Source organism: Salinimicrobium catena (genome assembly GCF_900102915.1).
GTDB lineage: Bacteria > Bacteroidota > Bacteroidia > Flavobacteriales > Flavobacteriaceae > Salinimicrobium > Salinimicrobium catena.
Genome location: NZ_FNGG01000004.1, coordinates 1 through 26809, shown reverse-complemented (window position 1 = coordinate 26809; position 26809 = coordinate 1). Strand labels below are relative to the sequence as shown.

Here is a 26809-nt window from a genome sequence, read left to right as displayed (position 1 = left end):
ATGATATAATTGGCAGCTCTAATTTCAATAATAATCCCTAACTTCAATCGTGCTCATTTGTTAAATGACGTTCTTGATTCGGTGAAAAGCCAACATTTTGTCAATTGGGAATGTATTATCGTAGATGACGGTAGTACAGACCAGAGTGAAAAGGTAATTCAAGATTATATTAAAAAAGACAATCGGTATAAATACCTGAAAAGAACAACTCTGCCAAAAGGGGCTTCTCACTGCCGGAACATTGGATTAAACCAAGCCAAAGGTGATTTCTGCATATTTTTAGATTCAGATGATCTGTTACTCGATTTCTGTCTAGCCTCGAGGATGAGGATCGCTAATTCTCATCCTGATCATGATTTCTGGATTTTCCCCATGCTTTTGGAGCACAAAAATGGTCAGAGGGAACCCCTCGAAATTCCGAAAAGAAAATCGTATCTCAGTGATTTTCTTTCCTACCAAATTCACTGGCAAACCATGTGCACTTTCTGGAAAACAGAATTTGTTAAATCATTAAGCGGCTTTGACCCCCTGTTACCCAGACTTAATGATCCGGAAATCCATATAAGGGCAATGTTAAGGCCAAAAGTAAAGTATTTAGTAATGAACCGTATGCTCCCAGATAGTGTTTTTCGATATGCTCTTGAAAAAAAAGATAAAAAAGAATTTGCGCAAGCCTATTTGAGTTCCTTAATCCTTTTCATTCCCAGTGTGGCTCAGATGTTAACGGAAAGTAACAAGTTTGGATATAAGCGTCTGCTTAGAGGATATCTTAAGGATTATTTTATTAACCATTCGTTCTTTAACAGGAGAGGAGTGAATTTGAAATTACTCTTAATTTCTTCTAGTAATAGAGTGTTATTTCCATCCGAATTTATGAAAATGGTGATGACCTATTTGTTTTTCTCCAAGTTTGGACCTTTTTCTAACAAGGCAAAAAAAAGTATAGAAAAAAGCTTAGTAGAATGAAAGCTGAAAAAGTGTCTGTCATAGTGCCCTGTTTCAACCAGGCGTCGTTTTTAGATGATGCACTGAAATCAGTCATTCAGCAAACTTACAAGAATTGGGAATGTATAATAGTCGATGACGGCAGCACAGATGAAACAAAACAGGTTGGAAAAAGGTGGAGCGAAAGAGACCAACGCTTTAAATATTTTTTTAAAAGGAATGGTGGGCTTTCCAGTGCGAGGAATTACGGGTTGGATAGGGCTAAAGGTAGTTTTATCCAATTTTTGGATTCGGATGATATTATTTTCCCGAAGAAATTGGAAACAGCTATTGCACTTGTTTCTGGGCCAGGTAAAGAAGGTAGTTCTATAGCGATATCCAATTTCCGCATATTTTCCAAAACCAAAGAAGAGACTTCAGATCCCTATTGCACATTAGCCCAAGAGTATTTTAATTACCAGGATCTTTTGGTAAAATGGCCTGTTTTGAGCATACCCATCCACTGCGGACTTTTCGACATTCGGCTTTTTGACCAATTTCGGTTTCCCGAAGATCTAAAAGCTTTTGAAGACTGGATTATGTGGCTACATTTATTAAAGTCCAATCCATCTGTTTCATTTATTGATCTGCCATTAGCACTCTACAGAAGGCATGGCGATAGTATGACAGGAAATTTTTCTTTCATGGATGAGAACCTGCGTAAAGCAATTCCCCATATAAAAAAGATAGCATCTGAAAAAGAATATATTTACTATAGCTTCAAAGAAATGCAGGAGAGAAACATTGAACTAAAAAGGCTGCAACGGAAGATAAATGATTATGAAAATTCCCGAACCTTTCGATTTCTTCAAAACATCAAGAAGAATTGGTTGGGCAAACTTTCCTTTCGGATCCTTAAAAAAATTTAATTGGCGATAAAACAATCCCCGGTCAAAAGAGCCAATAAATATTAAGAATTGAAGAATCTACTTTTTATAAATCATGAGGAAAGCAGAACTGGAGCCCCTTTTGTTCTCTTACAGTTTTTGCAATGGTTAAAACAACGGAATTCGGAGTGTATAATATCGGTTCTGTCACTCAGGGAGGGTCCTCTAAGGACAGACTTCGAGGCTGTTGCTGACAGCTATTATCAGTTGTCCGGCCCTGAAGCTGCTCCCACTCTTATGGATCGTATATTTCAAAAGAAAGGGAAAAAAGCAGGAAGAGATACCATCAAATTGTTGTCAGCCAAATCTTTTGATCTTATTTATGCAAATACGATTGTTTCTTTACCTGTAGCTTTTAAATTGAAGTCGTTAAACCGCAATTCTCGCTTAGTGGTCCACGTACATGAACTAAAAACAGTCATTAAGACGAATCTTCCTGATTTTAAGGTATATGTTTCTGGGGTAGACGGTTTTATTGCCGTTTCAGAACTTGTGAGAGACAATTTAATTAGTAATTACAATATTCCGAGTGAGAAGGTTCGCATAATCTATGAATTTTCGAAAAAGATGTCTCCTGCCAACATGAAAAAATCTTCCTCCTTTGTAGTGGGGGGGAGTGGCACGGGAGAATGGAGGAAAGGTACTGACCTTTTCATTCAGGTGGCCGCATACGTTAAAAGAAAATACCCGGGACTTCAGATCAAGTTCATATGGGTTGGAAAAATAAAACCTGCGCAAAGATTGATGTATGAAGCCGAAATAGAGAAGGCGGGGCTTAAAGGAATATTCAATTTTTCAGGAGAAAAGGCAGATCCCCAAGAAGAATTTTCTCATTTTGATATTTTTCTATTGACCTCAAGGGAAGATCCTTTTCCCTTGGTCTGCATTGAGTTAGGTATGATGGGGAAACCAATAATATGTTTTGAAAAAGCTACGGGTACAGCTGAAATATTAACTAAGGGAGGAGGGGCAGTGGTGCCATACCTGAACATAGAGAAAATGGCTGAGAAGGTCGTGGACTACTATAATGACAGGCAGAAATTAAATGCAGACGGTGAACGGGCAAAACAACTTTTTTCCTCTTTTACTGTTGAAAATCTCGCTCCTGAAATTTATAAGTTTCTTTGTGAAGGAGAGCACTCAAATTCTGTAGAATGCTGTCAGTAATTGTCTGTTCTGTTGATAAGGAAGCTTATTCTGCTTTGAGTGAAAATATCGCTCTTACCATAGGAGACATTCAATATGAAATGATCAGGATTAATAATGAAACGAACAACTACAATATTACCACGGCATATAATATGGGCATTGACAGGGCCACTTTTTCTAACCTTCTTTTTGTTCATGAGGATGTGATATTTCATACTGCCAGATGGGGAGAAATTCTTTTGAAGATTTTTGCTGATGAAAATATTGGATTGATGGGGATTGCAGGTACTAAGATCAAAACCAAAATGCCTTCAGCCTGGTGGGATTGTCCAGAAGCTTTTAAGGCTATCAATATCATTCAACACAAAGATCAAGCGAAGAAAAGAAGATTTACAGGTTTTAATGAAGAGAAGGAAACTGATGTGGTGGCCATTGATGGTGTTTTTATGGCGATGAAGAAAAATGATTTTATTCGGTTTAACACAAAAATAAAGGGATACCATAATTATGATCTGAATATATCTTTTGAGCATTTCCAAAAAGAAAAAAGAATAGTAGTAACAAAGCAGATTTTACTGGAACATTTGTCTCCAGGAAAATTGGATGAATCCTGGATAAGGTCTTCTATAAAATTACATGAATTGTATAACTGTGGACCACATCTAGTTGGGGAGGTAAACTCTTCTTTATTCAAAAAACTTGAAATTGACAATGGAGTAAAATGCATTCATCACCTGCTTAGATTTGGTCTGAGAAGAAAAGCTTTTTATTGGTGGGGTCAAATTTTGAAATTAAGACCTTCTACCAAAACTCATTGGAGAATTTTAAAGATGTTTGTTGCCAGGTGAGATTAGCCATTGTAATTCCCTATTTTAAAATAGGTCATTTTGAAAAAACATTAGTTTCCCTTGCCCGGCAAACTAATAAAAAATTCAAGGTATATATCGGAAATGATGCGTCTCCGGAAGATCCTTCTTGTCTCATCCGGAAATTTAAAGACCAAATAAATATTGAATATACCAGATTTGAAAAAAATGTCGGGAAGAGTTCTCTTACAGCTCAATGGGATCGATGTATAGCTCTTACAGGAGAAGAAGATTGGTTAATGGTCCTTGGAGATGATGATTTTTTAAGTGAAAATTATGTCCAAAGTTTTTATGATCACTTATTGGAAGTAGAAAAACGACAAATAAAAGTAGTGCGGTTTGCGAGTCAAATTTTTTTCTCAGAAACCGGCAAGCTTTCTCAGATCTTTACACACCCAGAGATTGAAAAGTCAACAGATTTTTTCCACAGGAAATTCATTCAAAAAGCTACAAGAGCTTCCCTTTCAGAACATATCTTTAAAAGGTCAGCTTACCAAAAGAAAGGTTTCAGGAATTTCCCTCTGGGATGGGGAGCTGATAATTTTGCCTGGCTTGATTTCTCAAACTTTGGAAATATTTATTGTATTAATGATGCCATAGCCTACGTTACTATGTCAAATGAGAATATTTCAAGACAATCATTTGGTCAAAGTTTCAAACTTGAAGCTAAGGTAGCCTATCTCGAATTGATCATTTTTAAATACCTGAAGAGTTTTGATCAATCACAACGATTGGATTTACTACATTACTTCGAGAGGTTTATCTATGATGAAGGCCGAATCGATTTTAAATTCTTTACAAAGATGGTATGGATATATCTGAAAGAGAAAGCCTTTGTTCAGGTTATTAAATTCAACAGAAGGGTTATACTTAATTTTTTAGAAAGAAGGAGAAGAGCCTAATCAAATGAACAAAAAATTCATTTCCTTTTTAAAGGGTATTTTTAAAAGAAAATATTTGCAACCGCAATCTCTTGTGCTAAACAATAGGCATTTTTATTTACCCCGGTTTAGTACTGGAGAATTTTTTAATCAAAAGATGAGCGAATTATGGATGATCGATTTATTAAAAAATTATCTTTTCCTTGATTCTGGGGTTTTTATAGACGTTGGGGCTAATGTGGGCCAGACATTACTTAAAGTAAGAGCTGTGACTTCCATGGAGTATTTGGGTTTCGAACCCAATCCAGATTGTGTGTCTTACCTGCATCAGCTAATCAAGATTAATGAATTTCGGGAAGCTTCTATTATACCGGTAGGAATTTCCAATTCAAATGCCTTGGTAGAACTTAACATGTACAGTGGCCCACTGGATAGTAGCGCAAGTATGATCGACGGATTCAGTCATAGGCCGGTTAAAGAAAAGATGCTGGTACCTGTTTTAAATCTGGAAACAATTGCAAAGCAATATGATTTAAGTTTTGTCTCAATTATTAAAATAGATGTGGAGGGCTCGGAATTAGAAGTGATGAAGTCTTTTAAAAATATTATACTGAGAGAACATCCCTTCATCCTGTTGGAGGTCCTTGCTCCAGGGAATAACTTGAAGAAAAAAAATCGACAACGGGAGCTCGAACAGATGATCATTAAATTGAATTACGACATATACCTAATAAATAAAACGAACGAAAGTGTTCGAAATTTGGTGCAGGTAAAAAAGTTTCATTCTGGTGATCAATTTACAGAAACTGATTTTCTTTTATTTCCACCCACAGGTAAGTTGCTTAAAAAAGATATTGTTCAGTAGCGAGCCTTTTCCCACTCTGTAACTACCATAACTATTGAAGCCTTTAGTTTCCATAATAATTCCCACCTTTAACCGCTCTCATCTGTTGGGTGAAACTTTGGACTCTGTTCTGTTACAAGAGATAGAAGATTGGGAATGCCTTGTAATAGACGATGGCTCGACAGACAGGACAGTAGAGCTTATGGATTTTTATACCCAACGCGATAAAAGAATAAAATATTACTTCAGGCCAGCTATGAAACCTAAAGGAGCAAACTCCTGCAGGAATTTTGGGTTCGATTTGAGTAGAGGTAAATATATTCAGTGGCTTGATTCTGATGATCTGATCTCATCAAAAAAAATAAAAGCGCAGGTAGATCTTTTGGATTCCCATGATGGATCTTTGGCGACTTGTAAATGGGGAAAAATATTAGAAACTGGTAAATCATTCATTTTTGAAAACTTACAGTCCTATAAGAATTTTCAATCTCCTCCCGAATTTTTGAATACTTTAACTTATTCACAAGGATATTTTCCAATCCATGCATATTTAATGAAGAGAACATTGATTGATAAAGCTGGTTTGTGGTTGGAAGGATTAGAAATTAATCAGGATGGAGAGTTTATTTCTCGAATATTTTGTCACATAAACAAGGTTTATTTTTCCGGAGAAGGTTTTGTCCTTTATAGAAGAGATTCTTCTGAATCCACAAGCAATATTGATCGCGAACAATTCACGAGGTTAATTAATAGCTGGACAAGGATTGAGAAGAATCTGGAGAGCAGATTTGAAATTTTGGATCTGAATTTTGTGCAGGAGGCAAAACGCCGAATCTTTATTAAATACAGGGGAGATGCGAAATTAATTGAACAAAACAAGGAATTTTTTGGTTCAATCCCAGAAGAAGAACCTTCAGATCTAAAACTGAATATTTATAGAATGATTGTTCGTTTTGCAGTCAGTAGAAATTTATTGAGATTAACCAAGAACCTGAGAAGGGGAAGATTCAGTTTCGAAAAATGACTTACTCCATACATGATCCTGCTTTTTCCATTATAATGCCTGTATTCAACAGGGCTCATTTAATATGTGAAAGTTTGGACTCAATTGTGAGTCAATCATTTCCTTATTGGCAATGTATAATTGTAGATGACCACTCTACAGATAATACTGTTGAATTAGTTAAAGAGTATACTGCAAAAGACAGTAGGTTTAAATTCTATAAAAGACCTCCCAGTAGGAAAAAAGGAGCAAATTCCTGTAGGAATTATGGTTTGGCAAAATCAAAAGGCGAGTATATTCATTGGTTTGATAGTGATGATATAGCCCATCCGAAGTATCTCGAAGTTTCTTTAAATCTTCTGAAAACTTATGATGTTGATTTTTGCAGGTTTTCACGAGCCACTTTTAAAGGAAATTTTGAATACAAGTTTTTGAGGCAGGAGGTTTCGGCGGTTAAAAAAATTGATCAAACCGCTATTGAGAAACTGTTAAAAAACGAACTGCCTTTTAATACCTGTAATGTGATCTGGCGAAGGTCATCTATAGGTGATCAGCGATTTAACGAGAATATCGTATATGGGGATGAATGGGAATATTATCCAAGGCTTTTGGCTCAGGGACTAGAAGGAGTTTCTATTGAGAACATACTTTTTTTTGGAAGGAAACATGCTAACTCTACTACATATGAGTTTTGGAATCAGGATCCGGTAAGGAGGAGGTCTAAAATAAAAGCAGTCAAGCTGGTCATAGACCATTTAAAACAGAAGGATCTCTTGTCTCCATCCCTGGTGAAATATTTTCTGCAGACAGGATTTTTCCTAAAAGATTTATCCATAATTGATTATACACTTCGGCAAGCGAACTCAGGATGTTTTAAAAAGATGAAGTATATATGGGGGTATAGGTTGTACCCTATTGTGAGGCCGTTCTTGAAGTTAAAAGGTAGCCTTAGGCGTTTTTGAGATTAGAGATGATTTCTAAAATTCTAATTGAAGCTTTACCGTCCCATAATTCAGGGATTCTGCCTTTTTTCCATTGTTTCTGAAATAGCCTGTCTAAGGTGGGGCCAATCGCAGCGGGGTTTGTACCTATTAATTCATTAGTTCCGAGCTCAATTGTCTCAGGTCTTTCTGTATTTTCCCTGAGAGTGATGCAGGGGATACCCATAACAGTTGTTTCTTCTGTAATTCCTCCTGAATCTGTAAGTACAGCTTTGGACTGCTGAACCAGATAATTGAACTCCAGGTAACTTAAAGGAGGAATAATGTGGAGGTTGTTAGCAGAAACGTTCAATTTTTTCAAGACTAAAGCGGTCCGGGGGTGTGCCGGAAAAATGACGGGAAGTCCTCGAGAGTTGCCTGTTATCTGAGTAAGGGCATTTTTTAATCGCACTTTTTCATCTACATTCCCAGGTCGGTGAAGGGTAAGTATCAGATAGTTCTTTTTCTGAAGTTTCAACTCCTCCCAAATCGTAGGTTTTTTAAATTTTGGAAGAAATCTCAATAAGGTATCGATCATAGTGTTCCCTACGAAATGGATCTGAGTTTCATTTTTTCCAGTTGTCAAAAGTTGTTTGGATGCTTGAAGAGTGGTAGTAAAAAAATAGTCGGCTATACTGTCGATCAGGACACGGTTCACTTCTTCCGGCATGCACCAGTCATAGGAACGAATACCGGCTTCCACATGCGCCACCTTTATCTGCATTTTTTTAGCTGTAATCGCACAAGCCATACTGGAAGTAACATCGCCAACTACAAGACATAGATCAGGTTTCTCTTTGAGTAGGACCTTCTCATAACTAATCAAAAGGGAAGCAGTTTGTTCAGCCTGAGTCCCGCTGCCGCTGTGCAGGTTGATATCAGGTGCAGGTATTTCGAGCTGCCGGAAAAAACTGCCGCTAAGACCCTCATCATAATGTTGCCCGGTGTGGATGAGCCGAAAATTAACAGGCTCTCCCATTTCCAGGTTGGCATGAATAAGGGCGGCTATTTTAACGAAGTTGGGCCGGGCTCCCGCAATGAGATCTATTTTCATTTAAATAGTGAGATATGAACAAAGCTACAGTTTTTTCGACAAGTAGCATCTGGCAAACCGATAACTGGTTATTGTTAAATTCAGATTAGCCTCTGCTCATTGCTGGTCGCCAATTGAAAAACCGTTTTTAATTTCTATTTTCGTCATGAAACAAATCATCAAAGCCAATTGAGCCGGAGCGTTCCCAAAAAAGTATTAGTTGTTGTGGAATCCATTAATGTGGATGATAGCAGTGGAGCCAAAGGAAGAGTGGCACTTATAAAAAATCTTCAACGAGCGGGTTATGAGCTGGTGGTTTATCATTATAGCCAAAAGGATATTCATTTAGAAGGGATAAGATGTATCGCTATACGGGAAAACCGGAAAAGTCTGATGTTTTTTCTGAGCAGATTGGAGCGGCAATTGAGGCATAAACTGAACGTGGATCTTCACAAACCTCTGGAAGAGAGATTTGGTTTTTCCTTTACCCTTTTTAACGACCGTAATAGCATATTAGATACTTTACGATCAAGTAAAGAGTTTAATCCGGACCTTATTCTTACCCTAAGCCAGGGAGGCCGATTCAGACCTCACCACGCCTTGTTGAAGATCCCTGAGTGGCATCACAAATGGATAGCTTATATGCATGATCCGTATCCTATGCACCATTATCCAAAACCTTTTACCTGGTATGAGCCCGGCTATGCTAAAAAAGAAAATTTTGTAAAACAAATTTCCGAAAGGGCAGAATTCAGTGCCTTTCCTAGTTTGTTACTGAAAGAATGGATGACCCGCTTTTACCCCAATTTTTCAAAGACCGGTATAATCATTCCCCATCAGATCGATCCTGTCCCGGAAAAGGAAATAAATTTTCCTGAATATTTTAACCCTGCTCATTTCAATCTTCTTCATGCAGGAAATTTGCTGGGAGCAAGAAATCCAAAGGGATTAGTAAAAGCTTTTGAGGAATTTCTAAAGAAAAACCCGGGAGCGAAGGGAGTGGCAAAATTGCTTTTTTTGGGTGGACACAATAAACGCGTGGAAAAAATTGCAAGAGAAAATGAGAATGTATATTCCAGCAGGAGTTACATCAGTTTCAAGCAGGTGTACCAAATGCAGCAAGCTGCAGCTGTCAATATTATTCTCGAAGCTAAAGCCGATATCAGTCCTTTCCTCCCTGGAAAATTTCCTCACTGTGTGGGAGCTGAAAAGCCGATCCTGTTGCTGGGTCCTGCCAAAAGTGAGGCGAGACGATTATTAGGTTATAATTATCCGTATTGGGCAGAAATAGATGAGGAGGAAAAAATTTCGGGTTTAATTGAAAATCTTTACTCCAAATGGAAAAAATCCCCAAACACTTTTGTGCTCAATAGACCGGATCTACAACGATATATGTCAGAAGAATATTTACAAGAAGTTTTAAAACTGGAGCATAGTTGAAGATCCTGATGGTCTCCATATTCGCCCCTCATTTTTTTAACTGGACCGAGCAGTTGAAGTATTCAGGTCATGAGGTTTACTGGCTGGATGTCTTTGATTCCAAAACCAGGGTAAAAAAAATTGATTTCGTTCAGCAGATCACGGGCTGGAGATATAAAACGGATTATCCCGGAAGGTACTTTGTTAAAAACAAGCTGCCCGGTCTTAATGTTGTAATAAATCATATTAATGAAAGGGACCTGGAGAAGGTTTTTGAGCAAAAACTCGCAGAAATAAACCCCGATGTGGTGCATTCCTTCGTGATGCACTTATCCTGTTTTCCTATCTATGAAGTGATGAAAAGAAACCCGCAGATCAAATGGATTTACTCCTCCTGGGGTAGTGATCTGTACTATTATCAGGATAAAAAGGAAGAATCTGAAAAGATGAAACAGATCCTACCTGGCTTGGATTATATGTTTACCGATTGTCACCGGGACTATCAAATCGCTGAAGGTCTTGGATTCCGGGGAAAGTTCTTGGGTGTTTTCCCTGGTGGCGGAGGATTTGACCTTAAGGAGACAGATTCATTAATAAAGCAGACGGCTGAACGCAAGACTATTTTAATAAAGGGTTACCAGGGGAAACACGGAAGGTGTATAACTGTTTTACAGGCATTGATGGGGTTGCAAAAAGAATTAAAGAAGTATAACATGGTCATCTTTGGAGCCGGGGAAGAGGTAAAGAAATTTCTGGCCAAATCTGAGTTTCGGTCCTGGGAGAACCTAAAGGTCAAAGGGAGAATTCCAAGAGCGGAGGTGTTAGAATTAATGGGGCAAAGTCTTATGTACATTGGAAACAGTTTGTCTGACGGTATGCCAAATACCTTGCTGGAAGCAGTTATTATGGGTGCCTTTCCCATACAGTCAAATCCCGGTGGGGCCACAGCAGAATTGATCAATCAAGAGAAAAATGGTTGTTTAATAGAAAATCCAGAGGACCCTGAAGAAATCAAAAATCATATTTTAGAGGCCTTACAGAACAGGCGAAATATGGAACAAGCAATTCGCTATAATCTTGAAACAATTAAACCTGCGTTGGAAAGAGGATTTATCAGGAAAAAGGTTCTAGAGAAATACAACCAGATTGAAAAAGAATTATGATAATAATAGAGAAGCCGGAATTGCAAAAGGATGGCAAGGAGGTTCTTCTTTCGACCAGATTTCAGGTTGAAGGGGAGCACAATATTCTATGGTACAGGTTTTCAAGTAAATTTGAAGATTATCTGGTTACTGAGTCCCTTGATGCTTCCCTCGTGGGGCTTTTGTTTCTGGGATTAAAGACCGGGAATGATATTAAGTTGAACGGGCCAGTATCTGCACGATTATTATATACAATTAATCATTATCTGATAAAAGCCCTATGTCTTGCTAACAATGAATTTAAAGAAATTAAAATTATTGCAGACAGTCTAAATCATGAAGATATGAATCTTGGAAGTACTGCTGGAACTGGCTTTTCCTGTGGGGTGGATTCCTTCGCAACCTACTTTTCCCATAGCGGAGAGCATTCTCCTTTCGATATTAAGTATCTTACTTTTTTCAATGTTGGCTCTCACGGAGATTTTGGTGGTGAAAAGGCGAGAAAGGTTTACCAGAAGAGATTGAGATCAGTAAATACATTCGCCGAAAAAGCAGGTAAAAAAGTTATCAGTATTGATTCAAACCTATCTGAAATTCTAAAATTAAATTTTCAGAAAACCAATACTTATAGAAGTGCTTCCTGCATACTTAACCTTCAGAAGTTATTTAAGAATTATTATTATGCTTCTTCTTTTCCCCTGGACCAATTCAATCTTAACTCTGTAGATACTTCATATTACGATCTGTTGAACCTAAGTATGTTATCTACAGAGTCGATTAATTTCTTTTCCAGTGATATATACTGGACCCGGATCGATAAAACTAGTTTTATAAGTCAGTTTCCTGAAACCTATGATTTTTTAGATGTCTGCACCAATCTCAGGGATGAATTTAACAGTAAGAACTGCTCTACATGTGATAAGTGTATGAGAACTGCTTTAACACTGGAACTTTTAGGTAAGCTGCATTTATATAAAAATGTATTTGATTTGGACATTTATCAAAACAATAAAAATCGGTATATCGGTAAGGTCCTGGGAACTAAGAAGGAAAATATTTTCAATAAGGATCTGTTGCGGTTATTATTGAAGAAAAGGAAAATTTCCCTGATACATTATGGATATTATTCCAGTTACAAATATAAAAAGCTTAAAAAGAGGATTAGAAAAGTAATTAAAAAGAATCCAAATAAAGACTAAATGGTTTCTATTATTTACGCCAATCGTGATCGGGATGTAAAACGTATTCGAAATTCTTTGGAGTCCCTAAGACGGCAAAGCTCGACTGACTTTGAAGTAGTTTTTGTGGATTACGGCAGCGGCAATATTTTGGTGGATAACTACCGGGAATTACTGGCAGCTTATGACTTTGCCCGGTTCTTTCCTTTGGAAGTTTCCGGTTTGTTGTGGAACAAGAGCAGGGCGCTTAACTATGGCATAAATAAAGCTTCCCGTGCATCGGTCTTCATTGCTGATGTGGACCTGATATTTCATCCGGAGTCGATTAAGCTGTTCGGAAAGCTGGCGAATCCCCGAAAATTTTTTCTTTTTCAACTGGGATATTTAGGGCAGAAGGAATCTAAGAAGTTATCTCACACTTACCGGTTTGAAGAATTGCATCCAGCCAGGCATGGAAAAGTTAACGGCATGGTATTGGCACCCAGGAAGGCCTTGCTGGAGGTGAACGGTCTGGATGAATTCTTTCACTTTTACGGCGCTGAGGATGAAGATCTTTTTGCTCGCCTGGAAATCGCAGGTTACCAAAGGGAGGAAAGTACAGCAGCCTTTTTCTATCACAACTGGCATCAGAGCTTTTCAGGATCTGAGGATGAACTGCTCACGGGGAATCCACGGGTAAAGAATATTACGAGACTCAATCAGCGACATTTTCTAAGAAACAGGGAAAGGAAGATTATTAAACCCAAAAGGCAGACGGGGATGGGGGAGATTATCCCGAAACAGGAAAGGGAACTATTAAAAAAACCTACACTTTGCTTCAGGATCCCGAATATCTTAGCTCAAATGGAACATTTCCTGCGGGAAGAACTTCCCTCGTGCAAAGGAGAGGTTATAAAAGTTGATTTTGTGGAAGATGCTTATTTTGGTTCCCTCAAGCACAAAGTCAAGAAAATACTGGGCAGGCAATCCCAGCCATACATCTCGATGAAGGAGGTCAACGACATGTTGTTAAAGCAGATCCTGTTTTGTTACAGGGACCACAATTACTCCCTGCAGATCTCTGAAGATCTGAAATCGATTCAATTTCGCATTCAACTTTAATTCTAAATATGTCCACTAAAGCAGCCATTTCGAAATGCTATCAAAGATTCTCCTCAGCTGAGGGTAATCAGCATATGGCCAGCGAATATGCTGTGATCAAACTGCAGGAATTAATCGAATATTTTCGGCCGGGGAAAGTTTTGGAAGTTGGCTTGGGCATCGGAAGTATAGCGGGGACTTTGTTGGACCTAAATCCTGATCTGGATTATACTGGAACTGAGGCCAACGAATTTTGCCTGCAGGCGCTTCCTGGGAATCTCGGTAATAAGAATGAGCGACTCAAAATTTTTTCGTCTCTTGCAGAGGTTCCTGAAAGAGGAAAATTTGATCTGATCATAATTGACGGCAAGGATCGGGAACTTGAGGTAGTCAAAAAGCTGCTCAATAAAAGGGGGATTATCTCCATAGAAGGGGATAGAATGCCGCAGGAGCAAAAGTTGCGAAACCTGTTTCCAAAACATAAGTATGTCCATTGTATAAGCACAAAAAAAAATCCTGAGTACAGTCCATTTCCTTCAGACAACTGGCAGGGAGGAATAAAAATCATTTTTTCAGAACCAAACCTGAAACAAGATCTGTGGAGAAGAAAAGAAAAGGTTAAGACAAAGCTAAAATACCTCCTGATGAGATGAAGGCTGTTTCAATTTTAAAAATAAATAACTCATGTCTTTCATCATAGCTGAAATTGCTCAAGCCCACGAAGGCTCCTTTGAAAAGGCTTTATCATATATTGATGCCCTATCTGAAACAGGAGTGGATGCGGTTAAATTCCAGGTGCATATAGCCGATGCGGAAAGCAGCATTTATGAACCTTTCCGGATAAAGTTTTCTGATCGTTATAAAACCCGGTTCGATTACTGGAAACACATGGAATTTAGTTTGGAGGAATGGGTACAACTTAAAGCGAGGTGTGAAGAAAAAGGAATAGAATTCATGGCTTCCCCCTTCAGCAATGCAGCGGTAGATCTTTTAGAGAGGGTAGGAGTGAAGCGATATAAAATTGGGTCGGGAGAGGTGAATAATTTCCTGCTCCTGGAAAAGATCACCCGTACCGGCAAACCGGTCATCCTGTCCTCGGGGATGAGTTCTTTTGAAGAGCTGGATGCCTCTGTATATTTTTTAAGATCAAAAAAAGTGGAATTTTCGATTCTCCAGTGTACCACGGCCTATCCCACCCAGCCGGAGAATTACGGTTTGAACGTGATCCCTGAATTAAAAGAGCGATACGGGGTGAAGGTGGGGTATTCAGATCATTCCGCGAAAATAGAAACCTGCATAGCGGCGACCGCGCTGGGAGCTGAGATCCTGGAATTTCATGCGGTCTTCGATCGCGACAGTCCGGGACCCGATGCTTCCTCTTCTCTCGAAATGGATGAGATCACTCAGTTGGTGACAGCCGTTCGCGATCTGGAAACTGCTTTTAAAAATCCGATCGATAAAAGTGATAATTCTTCATTCAGGGAACTAAAGAATATTTTTGAAAAATCCCTGGCGGTAAATAAAGATCTGGCAGAAGGGCATATATTGACATTCGAGAACCTCGAAGCTAAAAAACCAAAAGGTCATGGAGTGGACGCTTCCGAATTTGAAAAGATACTGGGCAGAAGACTGAAAAAGGATCTGAAAAAATGGGACTTTTTACAAAGTTCAGACCTGGAGTAAATTCCATATGCATAAAGTTGTAGTACACATAAATTCGACTCTTCATCATTTCAGCCAGTTACTGGCAGGATTGGAATTTCTGAATAGTAAAAATGAGATCCGCCTGAAATATAAGCTTGATCTTGGGAGGTATCCGGAAAATATTTTCCTGGTGGAAGTAAACGGAGCAAAAGTATTCTTTGACCTCGCAGATAGCAGTGACATTAAGCCGGTAGTTTATGAGGAAGCTGATCTTTATGCGAAAAGGATGTTGCTGAAGTCCGACTTTCAGAGATCAGAGAAATTAATTCCCTATGGCTTGTATTACCCTGTATATTTCAGAAGCCCAAGCCTGAAATACCTGTTCTTGAAAGATCTTTCATTTTTTAAATATTCACTGAAGTACTGGAAAAGTGTTGCGGCGCTGCTTGATCTGAAGGATGGGATCTCTGTGAATGAATTAGAATATATGGAGTCGGATCCGGCAGAAGGAAAACAAATTATATTTCGATCGAGATTATGGGATGAAGGTTTGAATCATCCCCAATGGAAAAGAGAAAAAAGAAAGATTTTAAATGATGAGCGGATTCAGATCAATAGATTATTAAAGGAAAAATTCGGTCAAAATTTTACCGGAGGCTTTCGAAGGGATGAGTTTTCACAAAAAAAATGTCCTGATCTTAGCCTTCCAATGAAAGATTTTCATAGAAAAATATACCTTCAGAATATGAGAATTTCTACCATAGGGATTGCGACCCCAGGTCTTGAGAGTAGTGTAGGGGCAAAGGTAGGGGAATATGTTGCCAATGGGCTGGCCATTTTGACCACGCCTGTAGATCAGTATGAAATTCCGGGATTCGAAGAAGGAAAAAATTACCTTACTTATAAAAATCCAGAAGAATGTGTAGAGTTGGCAAGTGAACTTGTCAAGAACGAGGATCTTCGGAAAAAGCTTCAGAAGATTAACATGGAATATTACACCCGTCATCTTCATCCCGGAAAGAAAGTAACGGGTATTCTGGATCAGGTAAGTAACAAAATTTCAACCTGTTCATGATTCTGCTTGTCCATGAAAACGCGGAAAGAGTAATTCGAATTCTTCAGAATGAGGAGGAGATCGCTACGGTGGGGAAAGATCTGAATTCTGAAATAATACGTCTTGCAAAGAAATACCCGGAAGAACTTATCCTGTGGTGTGAGGAAGCATTTGAGAACAGGCTTAATCTTTCAGCTCTAGGTGAAATTTTTCATCAAGATCTCATCATGTGTTCTTTTCCCATAAAGAACCAGTATTTGCCTGAAAGGCTTGGCTATGTCGACCAGTGGCCTTTCGTTAACCCGGATTACAAGGTGACCTATCCTACCTGGCGAATGAGTACTGATATTGGGGGGGTAAAGGGTAAGACATTACTCGTTTTTGAATCTGTGGTCAGAATAAATAATGATCTTGGGTACAATCTGAATTCCATCGCGAAGCTGGGACAGCAGAACGGGTTGTTTTGTTACTCAGAACCCCGGCTGTTGCTCGATCAACACAAGGAAGAAAAACTGAATATTACTGCCGGTTTCACTGAATTATTTCGATTTGTCTGGCAGCATTATAAATGGCAGTGGGTGTTTATCCTGATCTTCTGTCTATGGAGATACGAATCCAAACTTCCCCTTGGCAGTTTTATTATGTGTTTTTTTAATGCCCGATATTTTGGAAAGAATTTCCAACTTTTAACAGGTGAGGTGATTTCCGGTAAAAATAAGGATCAGGAAAATAATTCGGTGGATGTGGTAATTCCAACTTTGGGAAGGCCTGAGCATTTAAAGCAGGTGTTAAACGATCTAAAAGCCCAGTCCCATCTTCCGAAGAGAGTGATAGTGGTAGAACAAAATCCGGATCCTGATTCAAGCTCAGAATTAAAAGATTTACAAGAAAACTATCCGTTCGAGATCGTTCACCATTTTATACATTTTGCAGGAGCCTGTAATGCCCGTAATCTGGCATTAAATGAAGTCACTTCAGCCTGGGTCTTTTTTGCAGATGATGACATAAGGATTCCTCCCGGCTTACTTAAAGAGAGTCTTGCAGAATTAAAAAGACTAGGAGTTGACTGTCTCAATATCAACTGTAAGCAACCGGGGCAAAAAACCATTTTTCATAAGATCAAACAGTGGGGGAGTTTTGGTGCCGGAACCTGTTTAGTAAACAGCAGGTATGCGGGGAACACCAGGTTTTCTGCAGTTTTTGAAAATGGGTATGGGGAAGATGTGGATTATGGAATGCAATTAAGGAAAAAAGGCTGCGATATCATCTATCATCCGGGGCTGGAGTTCACACATTTGAAGGCGCCGGTGGGTGGATTCAGGAATAAGGAAAAAAAGCCCTGGGAAAAAGGTTCTGTTGAACCAAAACCTTCTCCTACCTTAATGGCCTACGCGAAAAAATATTATTCCAGGGAGCAGTTACTGGGATTTAAAGTGGAGCTGTTCTTAAGGTATTACCTAAAACAGGAGATCAAAAATCCCCTCACTTATATCAAAACTATGAGAAGACGCTGGCAGGAAAGTGAAAAATGGTCAAAACACCTTGAAGAAAATAAGAGAAGGCCGGTAAACGTATGAAGTTCGTTCTAAGCAATAAGGAATTAATAGATCCAGGTAAGTTACAGGAAGGAGGGGAATTTCACAGTATAAATTCTTTGCACCTGTATCTTGAGAATGGCCAACTTCCGGAAAAGACCAATGGGTGCTATCTTTTAAACGACGGCTATATGCGGGATCTGGATCAGCCCGTTAATGACAGGGAAGGACAACTAAAAGGGGTTCTGGATGCCCTGAAAGGAGACTGGCCCTTGCCCGAAAATATTACAGGGTCCTTTTCTGCCTTACTGATTGACGAAAGATCTGAGCAGATCAGCATTTGTACAGATCATGTTAATTTATACCCGCTTTACTATGTTCAAACCGGGGAAGATTTTCTTATTACCAACAGTGTGATCCTGGCAGGAATTTTTCGAGATCTGGAATTTGATAAAGCCGGTATCGTCCAACGAACTCTTGGTCGCGAATATTCAAATATAGGGTCCCGAACGATCCTGGAGGGATGCAAGAGGTTATTGCCGGGGGAATGCAGGCGGTATACATTTGAAGGGGAGTTAATTTCTGTGCAATACGACAATAGGCTTTTTAAGAATATTTCTGAAGAGGACCCAACTCCCGAAGAATACTGGAAAGCTTTCAAAAAGGAAGTGGAATATTGTCTTAATGCTTCTGAAAAAGCAAATATGGCACTAAGCGGGGGAATGGACAGCAGGATCGCTTTTGGGGCCATTCCCCAACATAAAAAACTAACCTGTTATACCTTCGGAAATCCTCAAAATTATGAATCCCGCATAGCAGCCAGGTTAGCAAACCTGAAAAAAGCTGATTTTGTTTCCTGCTATAAACCCGAACTTTATTTTCCATCTTCCGGGTTACTCAGAAAATACACTTTTGAAACGGAAGGTTTGGAACTGTGTTCCTGGCTGGAAATAACAGAATCGGTTAATAATAAAAAAAAAGAGCCTTTGATCCTGGGGGAGCTGTGCGAGGCCCTGCCCGCGAGAAAGATCTCTGCATTTTCTTCAAAAGAATTCAGGAAGAAGAATTTTATCAAACACTATATCTTAGATAAAGATTACCGGTTTACGCCGGCCACTTCTGAAAATTTCGGATCCTGGAAGCAGGCGGTGTTCAGAAGGTTTAAGATCTACTATCACGAAAAGAATCTTTCAAAGTTCGACCTTAAGCTAGATCAGGCTGAACTGACAGAGGCCCTGAAAAATGACCTGGATGAGATATTCTTGCGAATAGAGGCTCATGAACTACCTTATGCCGAGCTATATGACGAAATGTTTTCCTGGTACACCTATACCCGGATGCGGCTTTCCAAACAGTTACTGACGGCAAATGCTAAATTCGATGCTTATTCCCCTGCCATGTCCCTTCAAATGCTGCGAATGAGCAGTAGCATACACCCTAACCAAAGATTGAATTACAGGTTTATCAAAAGGCTGTTCAAAGAGAATAACGACCTCAAGAAATTCTATAAGGTCCCTACCAACCAGGCGCCCTTGATCCCTCAAACCTTTCCTGACCTGGTAAAGTTCGGGATGTGGGGATTTCGCTCTTTCATGGACCAGTATTTTATCAAACGATTGATGAATACAAAAGACATCAGCAGACGCTACCGGTGGTTTCCTTCTATAAACTGGGCGATGGTCTACAGGGTGCCTCAAATGGAGGAACACCTCAAGGGATACTTTAAACGAAATCACCTGGGCACAGCTATTTATCAAAACCTCTTTCAGCAGGCCGTTCAAAGAAAAGAACTGAAGCAATGGCCGTTCGCCAACTGGAACATCATTAATGTTTCGAGTCTGAACACTGAAATAGATCTGATAAAAACGGGTAGAAAGGAAACACTGCAAACCCTTAAAACCGGGGAAAATACCTGATGAATTTCAGTCTGATAATCTGCACCTATAAAAGGCCGGAACCGCTGCTGAAGCTGTTGAGGTCGGTGGAGGAGCAAACTTTGGCTCCCAGTGAGATCCTGGTTGTAGATGGTTCCCCTGATGATCTGACCAAAAAAATGCTGGAACAGAACCTGTTTGAAAATTTAAAATATTTCCAGGTAGAGGAGAAAGATCGCGGATTGACCCGACAGCGAAATTTCGGGATTTCAAAAGTCTCTCCAGACTCTGAGGTCATTTGTTTCCTGGATGACGATACCGTTCTTAAAAAGGTCTATTTTGAGCAGCTTATTGCTACTTACGATATCCATTCGGATGCAATAGGCGTCGCCGGGTATATACTAAGTGATGTGAAATGGGAAAAACGAGAACCATTTTATGATGAATTCGGGATCGAAGGCTTTTCAAGGAAACTGGGAAGCAGAAATGTACTTCGAAAGAAATTCGGCTTGCTGAGCGATCAGCCCCCGGGAATTATGCCCGCTTTTTCCAATGGGTTTTCCACAGGTTTTTATCCTCCTACAGGAAAGACCTATCCGGTGGAATTTTTTATGGGGGGCGTGGCTTCTTACCGAAAGGAACTTTTTGAAAAAATAAAATTTTCCTCATATTTTGAAGGCTATGGCTTATATGAGGATATGGATTTTTGCTTACGGGCTTCCGAGTTCGGGCAGCTGTATCTGAATACTGCAGCTCAATTATACCATTATCACGAGGAGTTGGGAAGGCCTAATCGCTATAATTATGGAAAAATGGTGATCAGGAACGGCTGGTATGTATGGCGGGTCAAATATCCCTCCCCCGGACTAAAGGTCAGGCTGAAGTGGAATGCCATTGCATTATTGCTAACTTTGGTGCGGATGGGAAATATCTTTACCACCAGGGAAAGGAAAGCAGCCTTTACCGAAAGCCTTGGCAGGATCGCGGGTTGGTGGAGTCTCATTTTTAACAAACCCTCACATGAAGCCTGAAGAAAGGATAGCCATCAATAAACGCCAGGAGGAATTCTATAACAGGAAGAACAAGAACCTGCCTACCCGTATCTGGTCCTATTTCAGGAACGGGCTACTGAACCGAATCAAAAAAGGGATCGGCGTTGAAAGGGATATTTATGACCTCCATAAAACCTGGTTTGGGAATCTTTCAAATAAAAAAGTACTGGATCTGGGATGTTATATGGGTAACAGCCTGAGTATGTACCTGGCAGAAAATTCAAAAAGTTATTTGGGCATTGATCTCAGCGGAAAGGGCATAGAGCACTTAAGCAGACGTCTCAAAAATGTGGAGGGTGCAAGAGCCGAGGTGATGGATTTTCTTTCGGAGGAATTTACCGAAAAGGATTTTGATCTTATTTACGCATATGGCGTATTGCATCACTTCAGAGATGTGCAAGAACTTATCCAGCGATTAAATGAAAAGTTGAAACCGGGTGGTATGATCGTTAGTCATGATCCCTTAGAGACCAGCCTTCCTATAAAAACCATTCGTTCTGTTTACCGTCCTTTCCAAAGTGACAAGGATTGGGAGTGGCCGTTTTCCAGAAAAACATATTACCAATTTGAAAAAGCATTTCAGATCAAGGAACGGAGGGCGGTTTTGGGAAAAACCAAATGGACTTTCCTTCTGAATGTCCTGCCGGTATCTGAGGAAAAAAAACTGGATAGAGCCAAAAGCTGGCACCGGGAAGATTGGGAAAAATCTGCAGAATCTGATGAGTATATGTTCCGCTGCATGCACCTGAGTTTATTCTTGCAAAAAAAATCTCTTTCATGAGATTCGTGATTTTTACTCATGTAGAACATGTACCGAAAGGCAGCTCCTATTTCGCCTATGCCCCCTACATAAAGGAAATGAATTTGTGGTTGCAATTGGTAAAGGAAGTTGAGGTCGTTGCTCCACTTAGAAAAGAACTGAGATTCAATGCCGAAGCTTATCGGCATGACCGTCTAATCTTTACCTCTATTCCCGCTTTTGATCTGCTTAGCCCTAAAAACGCTCTGGTAGCAATTCTGAAGTTCCCGGTGATCTTTGCCAGAACTCTTGCCGCCATGCATCGGGCGGATCATCTGCATCTACGCTGCCCGGGAAACATTGGCCTTATTGCCTGCATCTGCCAGATCTTTTTTCCGAAGAAATCCAAGACTGCTAAATACGCGGGAAACTGGGATCCGGCGGCTAAACAGCCATGGACCTACAGGTTGCAAAAGTGGATCCTGAAAAACCCTTTTTTAACCCGGAATATGCAAGCACTGGTCTACGGGGAATGGGACAAGGGATCTAAAAATGTGGTGCCGTTCTTTACGGCATCCTTTTCTGAAAAAGAGATCCCGGAAGTTGAAGAAAAACGTTTTTCAGGTCCGCTGACCTTTCTTTTTGTAGGGAATCTTGTACCGGGAAAACAGCCACTGGAGGCCGTGAAGCTGGTGGAAGCCATACATACAGCAGGCACAGATGAGGAGATCGGGGCCCGCCTGGAGGTCTACGGAGACGGGCCCGAGTGGGACCGCCTGGAAAATTACTGCAAAGAACACGGTCTGGGTGAGCAGGTGATCTTTCATGGCAGCAGGCCTTTGCAGGATTTGAAAATAGCCTATCAAAAAGCACATTTTGTAATTCTCCCTTCCCGGTCTGAAGGCTGGCCAAAAGCCATTGCAGAAGGTATGTTCTATGGATGTATTCCCATTGCCACTCCTGTGAGTTGCGTGCCGTGGATGCTTGATTACGGGAGCAGGGGAATATTGTTATCGGACCCATTTCTTCAGAAAATCTGTCAGTTCGAGTATTCTTCAGAGCCTGCAGCAGCAGGTTTGAAGAATGTATCGAGAACAGGCTTTTCTCTAGTGACGGGGGAAGAAAAGGAAGTAGTCAGAGGACAGAGGGCAGACATTCAGAATTCAAAATTCAGGATTCAAGGCAGGACAGGAGAATGTACAATGGATAAAGGAGAGAATGTTCTGAAAATTCTGAGCTTGTTAAGTGACCAGGAGGAAATGAAAAGAATGTCTGATGAAGCTAAAAAATGGAGTCAGCAGTATACCCTGGAAAGGTTTGAGGGGGGGATAAAGGAAGTTCTTGGGAAAAGGTTCATCGTTTAACGTTCAATGTTCAAGGTGCTTTTGAACCAATATTAAAATTATGAGTAAGGTTGAGAAATTCGAGGATCTGGAGGTTTGGGTCCTGGCAAGGGAGATATGTAGCGATCTGGAGGAGCTTTTTGAATCTACACCACTGGGTAAAAGATATTCTCTTATGAATCAAATGGACAGAAGTTCCGGTTCTATCATGGATAATATAGCAGAAGGCTTTGGTAGAGGTGGAAACCTGGAGTTCCGCAATTTTCTCAGCTTCTCACGTGGGTCCTGTACCGAATTAAAGTCGCAACTTTATCGAGCTAGAGATAAAAATCTGATCTCAGAAGATGAGTTTCAAAGGCTGGCGAGCAAATGTGAAAGGGAAATAGCCAAGATCACGGCATTTATTGCTTTTTTAAATAGATCTAACCTTAAAGGCTCAAAATTTAAAAAGGATCAAGGGCAATAGTCTGAAACTAGAAAGCTCCTTTGAACGTTAAACATTGAACGGTAAACAAAACCTACGTGAGTAGAAAAAAAGAAGCTTCCCCGCAAAGCAATATGCGAGTATTACAGCTAATCGACACCTTACGATCCGGTGGCGCCGAGCAAATGGCCGTATCTTACGCCAATGCCCTTGCGAAAGAGATCGATGGTTCTTTTTTGTGCTGTACCCGAAAAGAGGGACTGTTGAAGAAAAGATTGTCGGGTGACGTAGGTTATCTTTATCTGAACAGAAAGCATTCTTTAGATCTGCCAGCTCTTTGGAAGCTTAGAAAGTTCGTGAAACAGAATAGGATCGGTCTTGTGCAGGCACACGGTACTTCCTGGTTCCTGGCAGTTATGTTGAAACTATCGCTACCCGGGATAAAGGTGGTATGGCACGATCATTACGGGAAGGACCTGAAACAGAGGAAAGCCGGGCTGCTAAGAAGTTTTTCTTCCTTATTTGACGGGGTGATAACCGTCAATTCAGACCTACGGAATTGGGTTCTGCAGGAATTGCAGGTGAAGCAGGTAAGATATTTCAGGAATTTCCTTCCTGAGGAGGCAATTGTTTCTCGTTTAGAACTCAAGGGAGAGGCTGATGATTTTCGGATCATCTGTGTGGCCAACTTTCGACCCCAGAAGGATCACCTGAATTTGTTACGGGCTTTTGAGACCTTACTCAAAGATAATAAGCATCTTAGCCTCCACCTGGTAGGAAAGGTATTAGAAGACTCCTATTCAAAAAGCATCGAGCACTTCATCCAAGAAAACGAGCTACGACCAAAGGTGTTCGTTTACGGGGAGCAGGAGGATGTTGCAGATCTGTTGAGACAAGCTGATCTGGGAGTACTGTCATCAGCCTCGGAAGGCCTTCCGGTGGCACTGCTGGAATATGCGAGGGCAGGATTACCTGTGGTAGCCACCCGGGTGGGAGAGATCCCGAAGGTGGTTGGGGAAGACGCAGTCCTGGTGCCCCCCGGTGATCCCGAAGCCCTGGCAACTGCCATACGATCCTATATGCAGGATTCAGAAAAACGCCTGCATGACAGTGCCCGACTGAAAAAGACAGTAATGGAGCAATATTCCCGGGAGGGGGTGCTCCCGGAGGTGATCGGCTTTTTTTCTGAAATCCTTTTGGAGAATAGCGAACAATAAGTTTTGCTTAATATTGTAACCTGTGAATGCCGCAAGTATAAATATTAGCCGACAAAGAGCTCTCCTGGAAAAACTGGGGAAGATCGAGTATGTGCGGCTGCTGTTGCTGCATTTTGGGATCGCCTTCGCGATCTACCTGTATGAGGGTATTTCCTTTTTTTACTTCCTTGGAATATTTGGCTACTTCCTGTTCATTACCATCCAGAACGAGAACCGTAACAATGAAGCCCTTATGGCCGCGGCCTATATTGCGGGGGCTGAGGTTTATTGGCGGATGACAGGAGCACTTTTATTTTATGAAACTGGAAAATATGGGGTTATTCTTTTCTTATTAGTTGGAATGTTCTTCAAAGGAACTTCTTCACGAACAGTTCCTTTTTGGACCTATTTATTAATTCTAATTCCTGGTATTGTTGTGGCATCTGTAACAGTAAGCTATGAAGCAGATTTTAGAAGACTTGTTGCTTTTAATCTTACAGGTCCTGTGACTTTAGGAATCGCCGCACTTTATTGTTACTATAAAAAAATCAAAAAAAGTCATTTCCAAAAGGTGATCCTGATGTTGTTGTTGCCATTGCTTTCACAAATGCTTTACTTGTACTTGTATACTCCATCGTTACACGAAGGTATCATTAGTTTGTCGGGAAATTATGCCGCAACCGGTGGTTATGGGCCAAACCAGATCTCTACAGTTTTTGGGTTGGGTGCTTTTCTGCTTGTGACTCGTCTTTTTACTGTGAAAAATAAGACTATCAATTTAATAGACTTTATACTGTTAGGTATGATGGGATACAGAGCTCTAATTACCTTTTCTAGGGGAGGTGTAATAACCGCTGTAATCTGTATGGTAGCTTTTATTATGCTTTTCTATTATAAACAGGATATACAGGAGCAAGTGAAAATAAGGTTCAAGCTTTTTGTTCTTTTATTTACAATGATAGGTATTTGGAGTTTTTCATCACTTCAAACGTTTGGGTTATTAGAAAATAGATATGAAGGTCGGGATGCGGCCGGAAATTTAAAAAAGGATATTACTACAGGTAGGGTGGAATTGGTGGTAACAGAGTTACAAGGGTTTTATGAGCATCCTATCGTAGGGATAGGTGTAGGAAAAGGTCGGGAATACCGCGAGGAAAATTTAGGAATTGAGATCAACACACACAATGAAATCAGCCGATTATTATCAGAACATGGCATTTTAGGAGTGGTAGCCGTCCTAATTCTTATATTTGTTCCCATAGTTTTCTGGACCAAGTTCAAAAATAATTACTATTTTCTCGCTTTCCTTGCCTTTTGGTTCCTTACCATTAACCATTCGGCCATGAGGATCGCCCTGCCGGCCTTTGTTTACGGACTGGCGCTTTTATACATAGTTGATGAAAAAAAGAATACTCTATATAGGTAACAATCTTACGAATCCCACCTTCACCGCTACCTATATTTCTTTTTTTAGCGAGGTGTTGAAGCAGGAGGGCTATGATGTAAAAACTGCATCGGCAAAAGACAACAAGATCCTGCGCCTCACCGATATGCTTAAGCTCATCTGGCGCAACCGTAAAACCACCGACCTTGTTTTGATCGATACCTATGGAGCCCAGAACTTCTACTATGCCTATAGCACCGGAAAGCTGTGTCAAAAATTGAACCTGCCTTATATTCCTATTTTACACGGGGGAAATCTGCCACACCGCCTTAGGAATTCTAAAGACCTTAGCAGGGAACTCTTTGGGAAAGCCCTGGTGAATATTGCTCCCTCCCAATTCTTATTCAGGGCCTTTAAAGAAGCAGGTATAGAGAATGTAAAGATCGTTCCAAATTCCATAATTCTTGAGGATTACCCCTATAAAAAGCGGACGGAGTTCGCTCCAAAACTGCTTTGGGTACGCCGTTTCCAGGAGCGGTACAATCCTATGCTCACGGTGAAGGTATATGAAAAGCTCCTGAAGAAATATCCTGATGCGGAACTCTGTATGGTTGGTCCTGAAAAGGACGGTTCCCTTAGAAAATGCATGGTGTATGCAAAAGAAAAGGAGCTCCCGATAAGTTTTCCCGGAAAAATGAAAAAGAAGGAATGGGCTGCTCTTTCAGTAAACTATGATTTCTTTATTAATTCCACCGATGTTGACAATACCCCCATCAGTGTGATCGAAGCCATGGCCCTGGGCCTTCCGGTGATCTCTACAGATGTGGGTGGTATGCCTTATCTCATTGACCACATGAAAGATGGCTACCTGGTGCCGCAACAAAACGCCGATGATATGCTGCTTGCCTTGGAAGAGCTATTGGAAGATCAGGAGAAAGCAGCTGAGATCGCACAGGCAGCTCGTGAGAAGGTAGAAAGTTTCGATTGGAAGATCGTCCGGGAGGAGTGGAGGAAGGTTTTGGATTCTCAGTTGTGAGTTCTCAGTTGTGAGTTCTCAGTTGTGAGTTCTCAGTTGTGAGTTCTCAGTTGTGAGTTCTCAGTTGTGAGTTCTCAGTTGT

General features: G+C 40.3%; 25 protein-coding genes. 24 read left to right on the top strand and 1 reads right to left on the bottom strand.

Annotated elements, in window-relative coordinates:
• The first annotated feature begins 9 nt into the window (after positions 1 to 9).
• From BLS64_RS09545 to BLS64_RS09510, 8 genes are read left to right on the top strand one after another with little or no spacing between them, the layout of a single operon-like run.
• On the top strand, positions 10 to 966 hold the full coding sequence (locus BLS64_RS09545; RefSeq protein ID WP_093113318.1) for a glycosyltransferase family 2 protein: 957 nt from the start codon (positions 10 to 12) through the stop codon (positions 964 to 966).
• On the top strand, positions 963 to 1853 hold the full coding sequence (locus BLS64_RS09540) for a glycosyltransferase family 2 protein (protein WP_093113317.1): 891 nt from the start codon (positions 963 to 965) through the stop codon (positions 1851 to 1853). Before BLS64_RS09545 ends, BLS64_RS09540 begins: the two co-directional genes overlap by 4 nt.
• Positions 1854 to 1901: 48 nt before the next feature.
• Positions 1902 to 3038 (top strand): glycosyltransferase family 4 protein, encoded by a 1137-nt coding sequence (locus BLS64_RS09535; protein ID WP_093113316.1) that lies wholly within the window; start codon positions 1902 to 1904, stop codon positions 3036 to 3038.
• A complete protein-coding gene (locus BLS64_RS09530; protein ID WP_093113315.1) occupies positions 3026 to 3868 on the top strand; it encodes a glycosyltransferase in 843 nt (280 codons plus the stop codon). The genes BLS64_RS09535 and BLS64_RS09530 overlap by 13 nt, the downstream gene beginning before the upstream one ends.
• A complete protein-coding gene (locus BLS64_RS09525; RefSeq protein ID WP_176763468.1) occupies positions 3865 to 4788 on the top strand; it encodes a glycosyltransferase family 2 protein in 924 nt (307 codons plus the stop codon). Before BLS64_RS09530 ends, BLS64_RS09525 begins: the two co-directional genes overlap by 4 nt.
• A gap of 4 nt (positions 4789 to 4792) precedes the next feature.
• Positions 4793 to 5632: an FkbM family methyltransferase gene (locus tag BLS64_RS09520; RefSeq protein ID WP_093113313.1), complete on the top strand. Its 840-nt coding sequence runs from the start codon at positions 4793 to 4795 to the stop codon at positions 5630 to 5632.
• 34 nt (positions 5633 to 5666) lie between these two features.
• Entirely contained in the window at positions 5667 to 6635 is a 969-nt protein-coding gene (locus tag BLS64_RS09515) for a glycosyltransferase family 2 protein (RefSeq protein ID WP_093113312.1), read from the top strand.
• Entirely contained in the window at positions 6632 to 7576 is a 945-nt protein-coding gene (locus tag BLS64_RS09510; RefSeq protein ID WP_093113311.1) for a glycosyltransferase family 2 protein, read from the top strand. Before BLS64_RS09515 ends, BLS64_RS09510 begins: the two co-directional genes overlap by 4 nt.
• On the opposite strand, the gene wecB is transcribed toward BLS64_RS09510, so the two are convergent.
• Complete coding sequence (gene wecB / locus BLS64_RS09505; RefSeq protein WP_093113310.1) at positions 7563 to 8648, bottom strand: non-hydrolyzing UDP-N-acetylglucosamine 2-epimerase; 1086 nt, start codon at positions 8646 to 8648, stop codon at positions 7563 to 7565. The two genes, BLS64_RS09510 and wecB, sit on opposite strands and share 14 nt — an antisense overlap.
• 204 nt (positions 8649 to 8852) lie before the next feature.
• Between wecB and BLS64_RS09500 the strand changes: the two genes are divergently transcribed.
• From BLS64_RS09500 to BLS64_RS09425, 16 genes are read left to right on the top strand one after another with little or no spacing between them, the layout of a single operon-like run.
• Entirely contained in the window at positions 8853 to 10067 is a 1215-nt protein-coding gene (locus tag BLS64_RS09500) for a glycosyltransferase family protein (protein WP_245693418.1), read from the top strand.
• Positions 10064 to 11209, top strand: a complete 1146-nt coding sequence (locus tag BLS64_RS09495) for a glycosyltransferase (RefSeq protein WP_176763467.1) — start codon at positions 10064 to 10066, stop codon at positions 11207 to 11209. Before BLS64_RS09500 ends, BLS64_RS09495 begins: the two co-directional genes overlap by 4 nt.
• A complete protein-coding gene (locus BLS64_RS09490; protein WP_093113308.1) occupies positions 11206 to 12387 on the top strand; it encodes a hypothetical protein in 1182 nt (393 codons plus the stop codon). The genes BLS64_RS09495 and BLS64_RS09490 overlap by 4 nt, the downstream gene beginning before the upstream one ends.
• Entirely contained in the window at positions 12388 to 13467 is a 1080-nt protein-coding gene (locus BLS64_RS09485) for a glycosyltransferase family 2 protein (RefSeq protein WP_093113307.1), read from the top strand.
• 8 nt (positions 13468 to 13475) lie between these two features.
• Positions 13476 to 14099, top strand: a complete 624-nt coding sequence (locus tag BLS64_RS09480) for a class I SAM-dependent methyltransferase (RefSeq protein WP_093113306.1) — start codon at positions 13476 to 13478, stop codon at positions 14097 to 14099.
• A 31-nt stretch (positions 14100 to 14130) separates the two neighbouring features.
• Positions 14131 to 15129 (top strand): N-acetylneuraminate synthase family protein, encoded by a 999-nt coding sequence (locus BLS64_RS09475; protein ID WP_093113305.1) that lies wholly within the window; start codon positions 14131 to 14133, stop codon positions 15127 to 15129.
• A 7-nt stretch (positions 15130 to 15136) separates the two neighbouring features.
• The gene (locus BLS64_RS09470; protein WP_093113304.1) at positions 15137 to 16165 is read left to right on the top strand and encodes a glycosyltransferase; all 1029 of its coding nucleotides are present in this window, start codon (positions 15137 to 15139) and stop codon (positions 16163 to 16165) included.
• Positions 16162 to 17721, top strand: coding sequence for a glycosyltransferase family 2 protein (locus BLS64_RS09465; protein ID WP_093113303.1), 1560 nt, complete (start codon positions 16162 to 16164; stop codon positions 17719 to 17721). The genes BLS64_RS09470 and BLS64_RS09465 overlap by 4 nt, the downstream gene beginning before the upstream one ends.
• Positions 17718 to 19595 (top strand): asparagine synthetase B family protein, encoded by a 1878-nt coding sequence (locus tag BLS64_RS09460; RefSeq protein ID WP_093113302.1) that lies wholly within the window; start codon positions 17718 to 17720, stop codon positions 19593 to 19595. The genes BLS64_RS09465 and BLS64_RS09460 overlap by 4 nt, the downstream gene beginning before the upstream one ends.
• A complete protein-coding gene (locus tag BLS64_RS09455) occupies positions 19595 to 20584 on the top strand; it encodes a glycosyltransferase family 2 protein (RefSeq protein ID WP_093113301.1) in 990 nt (329 codons plus the stop codon). Before BLS64_RS09460 ends, BLS64_RS09455 begins: the two co-directional genes overlap by 1 nt.
• Positions 20574 to 21386: a class I SAM-dependent methyltransferase gene (locus BLS64_RS09450; protein WP_093113300.1), complete on the top strand. Its 813-nt coding sequence runs from the start codon at positions 20574 to 20576 to the stop codon at positions 21384 to 21386. Before BLS64_RS09455 ends, BLS64_RS09450 begins: the two co-directional genes overlap by 11 nt.
• Complete coding sequence (locus tag BLS64_RS09445) at positions 21383 to 22708, top strand: glycosyltransferase family 4 protein (protein ID WP_093113299.1); 1326 nt, start codon at positions 21383 to 21385, stop codon at positions 22706 to 22708. The genes BLS64_RS09450 and BLS64_RS09445 overlap by 4 nt, the downstream gene beginning before the upstream one ends.
• Positions 22709 to 22748: 40 nt before the next feature.
• Complete coding sequence (locus BLS64_RS09440) at positions 22749 to 23153, top strand: four helix bundle protein (RefSeq protein WP_093113298.1); 405 nt, start codon at positions 22749 to 22751, stop codon at positions 23151 to 23153.
• 56 nt (positions 23154 to 23209) lie between these two features.
• Entirely contained in the window at positions 23210 to 24328 is a 1119-nt protein-coding gene (locus tag BLS64_RS09435; RefSeq protein WP_093113297.1) for a glycosyltransferase, read from the top strand.
• 22 nt (positions 24329 to 24350) lie between these two features.
• Positions 24351 to 25733 carry an O-antigen ligase family protein gene (locus tag BLS64_RS09430; RefSeq protein ID WP_245693417.1) on the top strand — a complete coding sequence of 461 codons (1383 nt, stop codon included), beginning with the start codon at positions 24351 to 24353 and terminating at the stop codon, positions 25731 to 25733.
• Complete coding sequence (locus BLS64_RS09425) at positions 25705 to 26727, top strand: glycosyltransferase family 4 protein (RefSeq protein WP_093113296.1); 1023 nt, start codon at positions 25705 to 25707, stop codon at positions 26725 to 26727. Before BLS64_RS09430 ends, BLS64_RS09425 begins: the two co-directional genes overlap by 29 nt.
• The last annotated feature ends 82 nt before the right edge of the window (positions 26728 to 26809 follow it).